The 12847-nt window shown below is 67.5% G+C and carries 10 protein-coding genes; 2 read left to right on the forward strand and 8 right to left on the reverse strand.

Annotation, left to right across the window (positions count from 1 at the left end):
* The 4 genes from ASF54_RS16635 to ASF54_RS05445 all read right to left on the reverse strand — a co-directional run.
* The coding region (locus ASF54_RS16635) for a sugar transferase (RefSeq protein ID WP_162237098.1) at positions 1-645 on the reverse strand (645 nt) is incomplete at its 3' end.
* A 176-nt stretch (positions 646-821) separates the two neighbouring features.
* The gene (locus tag ASF54_RS05435) at positions 822-1985 is read right to left on the reverse strand and encodes a cystathionine gamma-synthase (protein WP_055962142.1); all 1164 of its coding nucleotides are present in this window, start codon (positions 1983-1985) and stop codon (positions 822-824) included.
* Positions 1986-1999: 14 nt separating this feature from the next.
* Positions 2000-3364, reverse strand: a complete 1365-nt coding sequence (locus tag ASF54_RS05440) for a cystathionine beta-synthase (RefSeq protein ID WP_055959595.1) — start codon at positions 3362-3364, stop codon at positions 2000-2002.
* 85 nt (positions 3365-3449) lie between these two features.
* Positions 3450-5339 (reverse strand): ABC transporter ATP-binding protein, encoded by a 1890-nt coding sequence (locus tag ASF54_RS05445; RefSeq protein ID WP_084815968.1) that lies wholly within the window; start codon positions 5337-5339, stop codon positions 3450-3452.
* 284 nt (positions 5340-5623) lie between these two features.
* On the opposite strand from ASF54_RS05445, the gene ASF54_RS05450 reads away from it, so the two are divergent.
* Positions 5624-7216, forward strand: coding sequence for a helix-turn-helix transcriptional regulator (locus tag ASF54_RS05450; RefSeq protein WP_055959599.1), 1593 nt, complete (start codon positions 5624-5626; stop codon positions 7214-7216).
* A gap of 81 nt (positions 7217-7297) precedes the next feature.
* Here the strand turns inward: ASF54_RS05450 and rplL are convergent, their stop codons facing one another.
* The 4 genes from rplL to ASF54_RS05470 all read right to left on the reverse strand — a co-directional run bounded on the left by rplL (position 7298) and on the right by ASF54_RS05470 (position 11064).
* Positions 7298-7681 carry a 50S ribosomal protein L7/L12 gene (rplL, locus tag ASF54_RS05455; RefSeq protein ID WP_055959601.1) on the reverse strand — a complete coding sequence of 128 codons (384 nt, stop codon included), beginning with the start codon at positions 7679-7681 and terminating at the stop codon, positions 7298-7300.
* Between the two features lie 64 nt (positions 7682-7745).
* Positions 7746-8261, reverse strand: a complete 516-nt coding sequence (gene rplJ, locus ASF54_RS05460; RefSeq protein ID WP_055959603.1) for a 50S ribosomal protein L10 — start codon at positions 8259-8261, stop codon at positions 7746-7748.
* A gap of 473 nt (positions 8262-8734) precedes the next feature.
* Positions 8735-10306: a sensor histidine kinase gene (locus tag ASF54_RS05465; protein ID WP_055959605.1), complete on the reverse strand. Its 1572-nt coding sequence runs from the start codon at positions 10304-10306 to the stop codon at positions 8735-8737.
* Complete coding sequence (locus ASF54_RS05470; protein ID WP_055962145.1) at positions 10303-11064, reverse strand: response regulator transcription factor; 762 nt, start codon at positions 11062-11064, stop codon at positions 10303-10305. The genes ASF54_RS05465 and ASF54_RS05470 overlap by 4 nt, the downstream gene beginning before the upstream one ends.
* A gap of 207 nt (positions 11065-11271) precedes the next feature.
* Here ASF54_RS05470 and ASF54_RS05475 point away from each other — a divergent pair, with 207 nt between their 5' ends.
* The gene (locus tag ASF54_RS05475) at positions 11272-12816 is read left to right on the forward strand and encodes an ABC transporter permease (protein WP_055959608.1); all 1545 of its coding nucleotides are present in this window, start codon (positions 11272-11274) and stop codon (positions 12814-12816) included.
* Positions 12817-12847 lie beyond the last annotated feature (31 nt).

Raw genomic sequence — 12847 nt, forward strand, 5'->3', positions numbered from 1 at the left:
GGCGTCGACCCGGTGCGACCAGCCATCGACGTAGCCGACGTCGAGATCGAGACTCTGCTCCCAGGTGAGATCGCTTCGCCCTCCGACCTGCCATGCGCCCGTCATCCCGGGAACGGCCTCGAGACGGCGGAGCGCTCGCGGGCAATACGCGTCGACCTCACATCGCAGAGCGGGGCGCGGGCCGACGAGGCTCATGTCACCCAGCAGGACGTTCCAGAGCTGCGGCAGCTCGTCAATCGAGAATTTGCGGAGAAACCGGCCGACGCGGGTGACGCGCGGGTCGTTTTCGAGCTTGAAGAGCGGGCCGGCGAACGAGCCCTGGGCTTTGAGAGCGGCCAGTCGCTGGTCGGCGTCGGTGTACATGGTGCGGAACTTGACGATGGAGAACGGACGCCCGTCGAGACCGACGCGTTCTTGACGGTAAAGCGCTGCTCCCGGGGTCGAAAGGCGGATGGCGAGGGCCACGAGCAACAGGAACGGGAAGAGGACGACGAGCCCGATTGCCGCGCCGACGACGTCGACACCCCTTTTCACGACCGATTCGGACGACCTCGGAAGCCCGTCGCCACTGGTCGCCTCGCCGATGGCCCAACCCAGGTTTTGCCCGGGGGCGGGTCGGCTCTCTGAGCGGGTGATGACGGTCATGGAACAGCCTCCAGGGTGCTGACATTCTAGATGTCAATAGTACCTTGGGGTTGCGCGTGAATCAATACTTGATATGTCGGGTGCTGGAGGTGCGGGAACGACGAAGGCCCCGGGATCCTTCCGCTTCGCTCTGCGCGAAGGGAAAGAACCGGGGCCTCGGGCCGGACGGCGGTGGGTCAGATACGGTCGAGCGCCTGCAGCACGTCGGCCAGGAGGTCGTTGCCCGACTCGATGCCGACCGAGAGCCGGATCACGTTCTCCGGCACCTCGAGCTCGGTGCCCTTGACCGACGCGTGTGTCATCTCGGAGGGGTAGCCGATGAGCGACTCCACGCCTCCGAGAGACTCGGCGAGCTGGAAGAGCTCCGTCGACTCGGCGAACGTCTTGGCTGCGGCAGGCCCGCCCGCGAGCCCGACCGACAGCATGCCGCCGAACCGCTTCATCTGGCGCGCTGCGAGAGCGTGCCCGGGGTGCGACTCGAGACCCGGGTAGTAGACGGTCTCGACGGCCGGGTGCGAGACCAGAGCGTCTGCGATGAGCTGTGCGTTGTCGGAGTGGCGGTCGACGCGCACGCCGAGGGTCTTGATGCCTCGAACGGTGAGCCACGCCTCCATGGGCGCCGAGATGGCGCCCGCGCCGAACTGCATGAACCCGACCTTCGAGGCGAGCTCGTCATCGTTCACGACCACGGCGCCGCCGAGGGTGTCGGAGTGGCCGCCGAGGTACTTCGTCGTGGAATGCACCACCGCGTCGGCGCCGAGCGTGATCGGCTGCTGGACGTACGGAGACGCGAACGTGTTGTCGACGACGACAAGCGCGCCAGCTGCCCGGCCGATCTCGGAGAGGCCGGCTATGTCGGTGATCTTCATCAGCGGGTTCGACGGGGTCTCGACCCAGAGCACTGTTGTCTCGCCCGGTCGGGCGGCGGCGCGCACCGCGTCGAGGTCGCTCATGTCGACCGTCTCGAGAGTGACGCCCCACGGGGCCCAGACTCGATTGACGAGACGGTGGGTACCGCCATACACGTCGTTCCCCATCAGCACGCGCGAGCCCGGCGTGAGCACCGACCTCAGCAGGGCGTCTTCGGCCGCGAGACCGGAAGCGAAGCTGAAAGCCGAGGATCCCTGTTCCAGACTCGCGAGGAGCGTCTGAAGCGAGTCGCGGGTCGGGTTCGCCGACCTCCCGTACTCGTAGCCCCCTCGAAAGCCACCGATGCCGTCTTGGACGAACGTCGAAGTCTGGTAGATCGGCGGGATGATCGCGCCGGTGGTCGGGTCGAACTCCTGCCCGGCGTGAATCGCGCGGGTCTCGAAGGCGTGGGCTGATTCGTCGTGGGTCATGGGAGCTTTCTCGGTCATTCCGACAGGTAGGCGAGCAGGTCGTGGCGGGTCACGACGGCGGCGGGCTTGCCGTCGGAGGTGACCAGGAGGGCGTCGTTCTTCTCCAGGGCGCGTCGCGCCGTCGTCACGGGCTCGTTGAGTCCGACGAGGGCGAGGGGCGCGCCGATGAACTTCGCCACGGGATCCGTCATCTGCGCGGCGCCGGAGAACACCTGCTCGAGGAGCGCCCGCTCGTCGACGGCTCCGACGACCTCGCCGATGACGACAGGGGGCTCGGCTGAGAGGACGGGCATCTGAGAGACGCCGTACTTGGCCATTATCTGCACGACGTCGCGCACGGTGTCGGAGGGGTGGGCGTGCACCAGGTCGGGCAGGGCGCCGCTCTTCGACGCGATCAGGTCGCCGACGGTCTTCTCGGCTCCTTCGTCGCTGAAGCCGTACGAGCGCATCCATCGGTCGTTGAAGATCTTGCCCAGGTAGCCGCGCCCGCTGTCGGGCAGCAGCACCACCACGGTGTCGTCCGGGCCGAGGTCGCGCGCGGCCTCCAGCGCAGCGACGACCGCCATGCCGCTCGATCCGCCGACGAGCAGCCCCTCCTCGCGGGCGAGGCGGCGAGTCATGTCGAACGACTGGGCGTCGGAGACGGCGATGATCCGGTCGACGACCGACCCGTCGTAGGCACCCGGCCAGAAGTCTTCGCCGACGCCCTCGACGAGATAGGGGCGGCCGGTGCCGCCCGAGTAGACGCTGCCCTCCGGGTCGGCGCCGACGATCGTGACGCGTCCCTCCGACACCTCCTTGAGGTATCGGCCAGTGCCACTGATGGTGCCTCCGGTGCCGACACCGGCGACGAAGTGGGTGAGGGCTCCGTCGGTGTCGCGCCAGATCTCGGGGCCGGTGGTCTCGTAGTGGCTGAGCGGGCCGTTCTGGTTCTCGTACTGGTTCGGCTTGAACGCACCGGGCGTCTCGCGCACCAGGCGGTCGGAGACGCTGTAGTACGACTCGGGGCTGTCGGGGGCGACCGCCGTCGGAGTCACGACGATCTCGGCGCCGTAGGCCGTCAGCACGTTGCGCTTGTCTTCGCCGACCTTGTCAGGCAGCACGAAGATGCAGCGATAGCCGCGCTGCTGGGCGACGAGAGCGAGCCCAACACCGGTGTTGCCGCTCGTCGGCTCGACGATGGTGCCACCGGGTTTGAGGTGCCCGTCGCGCTCTGCGGCATCGAGGATGCGGGTCGCGATGCGATCCTTCGACGAGCCGCCCGGGTTGAGGTATTCCACCTTGACCAGAACGGTCGCGGCGATTCCCTCCGTGACCCGGTTCAACTTGACGAGAGGCGTGTTGCCGATGAGGTCGATGACGGTTTCCGCGTACTTCACTCATCGAGTCTATAGATCGCACCTCCGCGTCACCGGAGCATGACGCCGGTAGGGCGGGCACGCTCCGAGCGGCACGAGCGACCGATCAGGCGACAGCGCTGCTCTGCTGCTCGTACAGTTCGGAGTAGAGGCCGCCGACTGCGACGAGCTCGTCGTGGGTTCCCCGCTCGACGATCCGACCCGCCCGCACGACGAAGATCACGTCGGCGCTGCGCACGGTCGAGAGGCGGTGGGCGATCGCAATCGTCGTCCGCCCCCGAGTCGCCGTGTCGAGCGCGGTCTGGACGATGCGCTCCGAGACGGAATCGAGCGCCGACGTGGCCTCGTCGAGCACGAGGACCGCCGGATCCTTCAGGAGGACCCGGGCGATGGCGATCCGCTGCTTCTCGCCACCGGAGAGCCGATACCCCCGCTCCCCCACCACCGTGTCGTACCCGTCGGGGAACGAGGCGATCGTCTCGTGGATGTTGGCCTGGCGCGCCGCCTCGATCAGCTGCTCGTCGGAGGCCTCGGGCCGCGCGTACCGCAGGTTCTCGGCGATCGTGGCGTGGAACAGGTAGGTCTCCTGGCTCACGATGCCGATGTTGCCGACGAGTGACTCCTGGTCGAGGTCGCGGACGTCCGACCCGGCGAAACGGACCGCTCCGCCCGAAGCCTCGTAGAACCGCGGGATCAAATACGAGATCGTGGTCTTGCCCGCCCCGGACGGCCCGACGAAGGCCGCGAACTGCCCCGGCTCGATGTCGAAAGTGAGACCGTCGAGCGTCTTCTGCCCCGGCTCGGCGTCGGGGTACGAGAACGAGACGTCGTCGAACGCCACTCGCCCGAGGCCCGCCTCATCGACCGGCTTGGCCTCGGCCGGCTCGCGAATGGCGGGGGTCAGGTCGAGGTACTCGAAGATGCGCGCGAACAGGGCCCCCGAGGTCTGGATGTCGAGGGCGACCCGGAGCAGGGCCATGAGCGGGAACGTCAGCCGCGACTGCACGGTCGTGAAGGCCACGATCGTGCCCGCTGTCACGTCGACGCCGCCCTGGATCAGATACGCGGCGACCACGTAGATCACTGCCGGGATGATCGTGAGGAAGATGCTCACCACGGCGAAGAAGCCCTGCCCGCTCATCGTCTGCCGGACCTGCAGACCGATCTGGGTGCGGTTCTCGGCCGAGTACCGCTCCACCTCGGTGCGCTGCTGGTTGAAGCTCTTGGCGAGAAGGATCCCCGAGACGCTGAGGGTCTCCTGCGTGATGGCGGTCATGTCCGACAGCGACTCCTGCGTCTGCGTCGCGATTCGCGCCCGCACCTGACCGACCCGGCGCTGGGCGATGACGAGAAGGGGAAGCAGGATGACCGCGACCACGGTCATCTGCCACGAGAGCAGCAGCATGGCGACGAACGCCGCGATGACCGTGACGGTGTTGCCGAGCACGCTCGAGATCGTGTTGCTCAGCACGTTGGCCACACCGCCGACGTCGTTCTGCAGCCGCGACTGGATCACGCCCGTCTTCGTCCGGGTGAAGAACGCGAGCTCCATACGCTGCAGGTGCCCGAAGAGGCGGATGCGGAGGGCTCCCATGACCTTGTTTCCGACGGTCGCCGTGAGATAGGTCTGCCACACGCCGATACCGGCGGACAGCACCCACAGCCCCACCATCGCGCCGACGAGCCTGGTCAACACGGGGATGTCGGGCCCGCCCGCGGGGAAGAGCCCGCGGTCGAACGCCTGCTGGGTCAGCAGTGGCGGGATCACGCTGATGCCCGCCGAGATCAGCACGAGAACGACGGTGACGACGATCGCCCGACGGTACGGCGAGAACAGGCTCCGGATCCGCCCGAAGAGATCCGGGATCCGAGGGGCCTCGGCATTCGCGGCCCGCTGCGCCTTGGCATCGGCTCCGGATACCCGGCCGGGCCCGCCCGGCCGACCGCCGCCCCCACGAGCGCCCCGCATGCCTCCGCCCGAAGCGACTGAATCCATCTTGCTCACGGCGTGCCCTTGCTCATTCCGTCACTGTAGGCCTGTCGAACGAGGCGAGGCGGCGGCAGAGGGCTGACCCCAGTTGGGGTGGACTTGCGAATTCCCCGGTTGAAAAAGAAATCTCAGTTTATGATGTTGATCGGGTAGGGGCACGGAAGCCAGGGGGGACTCACGGAAGACCTCCCGACACCCGGTCCGCCCGATGATCGACCTTCCGCTCTCCTCCCGACCGCCGCATTCCCCGTCCCGAGCGGGGAACTACCCGATGTGGCAGAGGTAATCCCGTGAATTCCCGAAACGACACGACCGTCGAACCCGAAACCTCGACGGCACTCCAGCTCGACAATCGCACCATGCTCGACACCGTCGAGAGGATGTGGCCGCAGATCGCGCCGATCCAGGGGGCGAGGCTTCGCGAGGCCGTGCGCAGCGTGCCCGAATCCGAATGGCGCGGTCGCGCCCGGATCCTGCTCGCGCTCGCGGTCAGCCACCGGTCGATCGGGTCGACGAGCCGAAGTGCCGCGCTCCCCTGGTTCCGCGCCGTCGACAAGAACATCAAGGCCGACCCGGAGAGTCCCATCGACGTGCGGGCGGGCTACCTCGTCCACTTCGCAGCGACGCTCCGCACCCTCGGCGACGTGAATGCCGCCCGCACGCACCTCGAGACCGCGCGGGCGATGATCGAGCAGGACACCTCGCTCGAGATCAGCCGACGGATCGACCTGAGCGCCTCGTTCTCGTTGCAACTCGGTCTCGTGCGCGTGCACCTCGGCGCCTACGACGAAGCCCTTTTCGCCCTGTCGCTCGCCGAGGGGCTGGCGAGCGAGCACCTCCCGACCGCCGAACGCGTCGAATGCCACTCGGCACTCGCCTACGTCGCCTTCCAGTTCGGCGACTTCGCCCGCGCCGAGAGGCAGATCGAACTCGCCGCACAGCAGGCCGACGGCACCGAGCTGCTCCGCAGCGGGTTCGGCGCGCTCGCCCAGATCACGCGGTTCCACCTGCTGATCGAGCGCGACGCTGTTCCCCACGACCTCGAGACGCAGCTCCGTGATGTCCGCGTCGCCAGTCGCGGAACCGAGTGGGAAGCCCACGCGGCGTTCGCCGAGGCGCTCGCGCGCCACGCGGCCGGCAGTGAGATCGAGGCGCTCGATCTGCTCGGCCGGGTGACGCGGCTTCTCGCCTCCTTCACGGGGGATCAGGTGCTCGACTCGGCGTCTCGGATCCTTCGCTCCGAAGTGCTCCGCACGCTCGGCGAAGTCGTCGAAGCACGGCAGGCGATGGCAGATCTCGAGCCGGGGCAGCACCACGTGACATGCCCGGCACGGGTGGGGGCGCTCGCCTCGTTCCTGCTGGGCGATCCGCAGGCGGCCCTCGACACCCTCGCCGACTGCATCGCCCTCGGCGACCTCCACTCCGACCGCGTACGAGCGCAGATCTTCGCCATCGTCGCCGCCGCACAAGACGACCTCGGCAATCGCGTCGCCTCGAACATCGCCTTCGACCGCTCGCTGCTGATGTCAGCGACGAACGGAACGACCTGGGCGTATCGCCCGCTTCCTCACGAGGTGCTCGACAGCCTGCTCACGCGCGCGGCAGACCGTGAGCAACCCGCTCGCGTGGCAGCCCTGCTCGAACGTCTGCAGGGCACGACCCCTGCCGAGACCGTGGTGCTGGCCGACCCGCTCAGTGAGCGCGAACTCGTGATCGTGCGCCACCTGGCGACCGGAGCGACCCTGAACCAGATCGGCAACGAGCTGTTCATCTCGGTCAACACCGTCAAGAGCCACGTGCGCAGCATCTACCGCAAGCTCGGGGCGACGAACCGGCGCGAGGCGATCGCCCTCGCTGTGCAGCTGGGGCTGGCCGACGGCTAGAGCCCGCGGTCGACAGCAGGACGCGAGAAAGCCCCGGACCTCTCGGCCCGGGGCTTTCCCGATGGTGCTGGTGAAGCTGAGTTACTTGAGGGTGATCGTGGCGCCGGCGGCCTCGAGAGCAGCCTTGGCCTTCTCGGCGGTCTCCTTGTTGGCACCCTCGAGGACGGTGCTGGGGGCACCGTCGACGACAGCCTTGGCCTCGCCGAGTCCGAGGCTCGTGAGCGCACGGACCTCCTTGATGACCTGGATCTTCTTGTCGCCAGCGGCCTCGAGGACGACGTCGAAGGAGTCCTTCTCCTCGACCTCTTCAGCGGGGGCGGCGGGGCCAGCGGCACCGGCAGCGGCGACGGGGGCAGCAGCGGTGACCTCGAAGACCTCTTCGAACTTCTTGACGAAGTCGCTGAGCTCGATGAGCGTGAGCTCCTTGAAAGCCTCGATCAGTTCGTCCTGGCTGAGCTTTGCCATTGTTTTCTCCTTATTGCGTTTCTAAAAAGTGGGGTGGTGGTGCTTGTAACGAGTACCGAGCTGCTTACGCAGCGGTGTCCTGCTTGGCACGCAGCGCCTCGACCGTGCGAACGGTCTTGGAGAGCGGGGCCTGGAACAGGTACGCCGCACCGAACAGCGAAGCCTTGAAGGCGCCAGCCAGTTTGCCCAGCAGCACCTCCCGCGACTCGAGGTCGGCGAGCTGGTTGACCTCGGCTGCGGTCAGAGCGTTACCGTCGAAGTAACCGCCCTTCACGATCAGCTCGGGGTTCGCCTTCGCGAATTCACGCATGCTCTTGGCCACGGCGACAGGGTCTCCGTGAACGAAAGCGATAGCCGACGGGCCGGCGAGTTCGTCGTCGAACGACGAAATCCCCGCAGCGTTCGCCGCAATCTTGGTGAGCGTGTTCTTCACGACGGCGTAGGTGGCGTCCTCACGGATACCGGTGCGCAGCGTTTTGAGCTGAGCAACGGAGAGGCCGCGGTACTCGGTGAGCAGGACGGCGGTCGAGCTACGGAAGAGTTCCGTGAGCTCGGCGACCGAAGCTTCCTTGTTCGCCATGTCGCTCCTAACGTGTGAATGCTGGCAGCCCCTGTGGACTCTTACGAATCCCGGTTATCGCACAAAAAAAGCTCCGCGCAGACGCACGGAGCTTGAAAGCTTCACACACCTGCGCGGGACGTCTCTTGTAAGAGAACCTTCGGCCGACGCCTGCTTTGCAGCGGGCACCGACAACCAGCGGTCTTGGGCTTCGATAAGCATAGGTGCCCGTTCAGGATCCTGCAACTCGTGCTCACGCCACCCGCTCCCCTGCACCGCGGCGCCCGGGCCGCCCGGGCCGCCCGGGCGCCGAGACTCCAGTAGTCGTGGGTGCAGGCCTGCCGCACCCGCACCTACTGGAGTCTCGCGCTCGACGCACCCCGCAGGATCCTGCGCCCCGGCGGGGTGAGGCGGTGAGACTCCACAAATGGCCCATCACCGTGAGCGGGATGGGCCATTTGCGGAGTCTCGCCGAACTGACAAGGGACGAGCAGCTACGAGACAGCGGGAGCTGAGGTCGGCGCGGGGAGCGGGGCCGAAGCGCCCTGAGGGGCGCGCTCCAAGGGCAGGCGCACCGTGAAGACGGCTCCGGGGTCGGCGTTGGACGCCGTGACCGTGCCGCCGTGCGACTGAACGACGGCTTGAACAATCGCGAGCCCGAGCCCGGTCGAGCCGGCCTTGCGCGAACGCGAGCTGTCGGCCCTCGCGAACCGCTCGAACAGCACCGGCATGACGGCGGGGTCGATGCCCGGTCCGTTGTCGGTCACCGTGATGACCGCCTCGTGCGTCTCGTCGTCGCGCTCCAGGTTCACCCAGATCTCGGTTCCCTCGGGCGTGTGGGTTCGGGCGTTAGTCAGGAGGTTGGCGACCACCTGGTGGAGGCGCATCGGATCGCCGAGGAGGGTGATCGGCTTCTCGTCGACCGAGACGTCGAAGGTGTGGCCGGTCGACGAGACGTGTGTGTCGTGGACGGCGTCGAGGACGATCCGGGTGAGGTCGGCCTCCTTTTTCACCAGGTCGGTGCCCTCGTCGAGTCGGGCGAGCAGCAGCAGCTCTTCGACCAGCGACGTCATACGGACCGACTCCGATTCGATACGACTCATCGCGTAGACGACGTCTTCGGGCAGGTCTTTGCCCATGCGACGGGTCAGCTCGGCATACCCGCGGACCGAAGCCAACGGAGTGCGGAGCTCGTGCGAGGCATCGGCGACGAACTGCCGCACCTTGTTCTCGGACTCCTGCCGGGCCGTGAGCGCATGCGAGACGTGACCGAGCATGCGGTTCATGGCGGCGCCGACGCGGCCGACCTCGGTGCGGGTGTCGGTGTCTTCGTCGGGAACGCGGTCGTCGAGGGCGACCTCGCCTCGGTCGAGCGGCATCTCAGAGACGCGCGACGCAGTGTTGGCGATGCGCTCGAGGGGTGCAAGGGCGTAGCGGACGGTGACGAGTGCGAAGAACACGGCGACGGCGATACCGACGGCGGCGATGATGGCGATGCCGGCGATCAGCTTGGAGACGGGGCCGGTGACGCTGTCGGTCGGGAGCCCGATGGCCACTGTCACCGTAACCGATTGCCCGGAGGCTGCGGTGCCGGTGTAAGACGTCGCTTTCACACGGTAATCGCCAAGCGAGCTTCCGAGATTGATCGTGGAGGGTTTGCCCTCTGCATCAGTGGCCGGAATCGCCAGGAGCTTGTCGCCCACCGCAGTTGAGATGGTCGACAGCTTGCCGGTCTCGCCGACCTGCACTTGTGCCTGCATGGTCCCGTTGTCGACGGCCTCGATCGTCCCAGGGATCTGACCACGACCACCGTCGCCGCCAACTCCGGCTTCGGCAGTGGGAATGCCGAGCTGAGCCGTCGCCCGCCCGAGACTGGACCTCACTTGCGAGTCGAGTTGGTTCGTCAACACGGATTGGAGCACGATGACGCTGACGGTGCCGATCAGAATCGCCAGCAACGCCGAGATCGCGACAATGCTCAGCACCAGCCGACGCCGCAGCGTCAGCGGGCCGCGCCACGAGCGAGCCCACCCGCGGACGGCACTGGCGGGGTGGAACGAGCTCACGAGAGGGGCTTGATCACGTAACCCACGCCGCGGACGGTGTGGATCATGGCTTCTTCGCCGGCGTCGATCTTCTTGCGCAGGTACGAGATGTAGATCTCGACGACGCTGGATTTGCCGCCGAAGTCGTAGCTCCAGACGCGGTCGAGGATCTGCGCCTTCGAGAGCACGCGGCGGGGGTTGCGCATGAGAAAGCGGAGCAGCTCGAACTCGGTGGCGGTGAGCTCGATCTCGCGACCGGCGCGCGACACCTCGTAGCTCTCCTCGTCGAGCACGAGGTCGCCGACGACGATGCGCGAGTCGCCACCCTCCGACACCATGGCGGCGGAGCGGCGAATGAGGCCGCGGAGGCGGGCGACGACCTCTTCGAGGCTGAACGGCTTCGTGACGTAGTCGTCGCCGCCGGCGGTCAGGCCCGTGACGCGATCCTCGACGGCGTCTTTCGCGGTGAGGAACAGGATCGGGGTGTCGTCTCCGCCGTTGCGGAGGCGGCCCAGCACCTGGAGGCCGTCGATGTCGGGGAGCATGACGTCGAGCACGATCGCGTCGGGCTTGAACTCGCGAGCGAGATTCAGGGCGGTCTGCCCGTCGGGTGCGGCCTTGACCTCCCAGCCCTCGTAGCGGAGGGCCATGGAGAGCAGGTCGGTGAGGCTGTTCTCGTCGTCGACGACGAGCACGCGGAGGGGCGAGCCGTCGGCGCGAGTCAGGCGCGGAGCGGCGGGTGCGGTGATGGGGGCTGAAGTGGTCACGTTTTCAAGTATCTGGGGTTTTCTATGAGCCGTCTGTGACGACCTGATGAGCCAGCCCTGGAATTCCCACACGGGCAATGGACCTGCCTCATCAGGGATTGATAGGCCCGCGATAGTCCGGGCATAACGCGTCTCCCTACGGTTCTGACGTTCGCACAGCGAGCGAGTGCGCCCCCTTCGCACGATCACCACGACCCCGCACCACTCCAGAGGAGACCCATGTTCTTGACCTATCTGTTCCGGGAGCTGAGCAACCGGCGTAAGCAGACGGCCATCATCGCGACCGGCATGGCACTCGCCATCGCGCTCGTGATCATCGTCAACTCGGTGGCGGGCGGTGTGAAGGCCGCGCAGTCGACCGTTCTCGAATCCGTCTACGGCGTCGGCACCGACATCACCATCAGCCAGACCCAGACCCCGTCGTCGACCGGCGGGCGCCCCACCTTCACCTTCGGCTCGGGCGGGGGCACGACCTCGGGCAACAGCACGTCGCTCTCGCAGTCGAGTTTGACTGCCGCCCGCGGCACGGTGACGTTTGCCGACACCGCCCTCGCCACCGTCGAGAAAACGACCGGCGTCAAGAACGCCGCCGCCACGCTGTCTCTGCAGCTCAACGACTTCTCGGGGACCACCACGCAACAGGATTCGGGAACGACCGGAACCCAAGGATCCGGCACCGGCGCCGCACAGCAGGAGCCCACGGGCACGGCCACCGGTGCTCCCGGTGGCGGCACTGGCGGAGGTTTCGGCGGAGGGTCGTTCTCGTTCGACCAGACCACCGTCTCGGGCGTCAGCGTGACCGCCGACGCGGTCGGCCCCCTCACGAGCGTCGAGCTGACCAAGGGCCGGACATTCGCCGCCTCCGACGCTGGCAAGAACGTGCTCGTCGTCGACAGCGCCTACGCCAAGACCGAGAGCCTCGCCGTCGGTGACACCAAGAAGATCGGCGACACGACCTTCAAGGTCGTCGGCATCGTCACCTCGACGTCATCGTCGTCGACCACCGGCTCCGACATGTACATGCCGCTCGACACCGCCCAGAAGGTCGCCGACCTCGACGGCAAGATCAGCACCGTCTACGTGAGCGCCGAGTCGTCGACCGACGTCTCCGCCGTCAAGACGGCACTCGAGAAGGCGCTTCCCAAGGCCACCGTCTCGACCGAGTCCGACCTGGCCTCGAGCGTCTCCGGCTCGCTCTCGACCGCGTCGAGCCTCGTCTCGAGCCTCGGCACCTGGCTCTCGATCATCGTGCTGGCCGCGGCCTTCTTGATCGCGATCCTGTTCACCGTCTCGGGCGTCACTCGCCGCACTCGCGAGTTCGGCACTCTGAAGGCGATCGGCTGGTCAAACGGGCGCATCGTGCGCCAGGTGGCCGGCGAGTCGCTCGTGCAGGGCCTCATCGGCGGAGTGGTCGGCGTCGTCGTCGGAATCCTCGGCGTCGTGATCATCAACATCATCGCCCCGACGCTCTCGGGCGGCGCGGCTTCGACCACCGCCGGCGGCATGGGCGGCGGCACTCCCCCGGGCGGCGCCGCGGGCGGCACCGGCACGGGCACCGAAGGCGGAACCACGCGCGGCGCGGGATCCTTCGGCGCCCAGGTCGCGACGACGACCACCGAGGTCAGCCTGCACGCCCCGATCGCAGTGACGATCATCGTCGTGGCGGTCGCCCTCGCGGTGATCGGCGGACTCCTGGCCGGCGCGATCGGCGGGTGGCGGGCATCGCGCCTGCGACCGGCCGAGGCGCTTCGCAGTGTGGCGTAGGCCGCGGATCCTGATCTCTCTTCAACCGAAC

Origin of the sequence: Frondihabitans sp. Leaf304 (assembly GCF_001423105.1) — a bacterium.
Taxonomy (GTDB): Bacteria; Actinomycetota; Actinomycetes; order Actinomycetales; family Microbacteriaceae; genus Frondihabitans.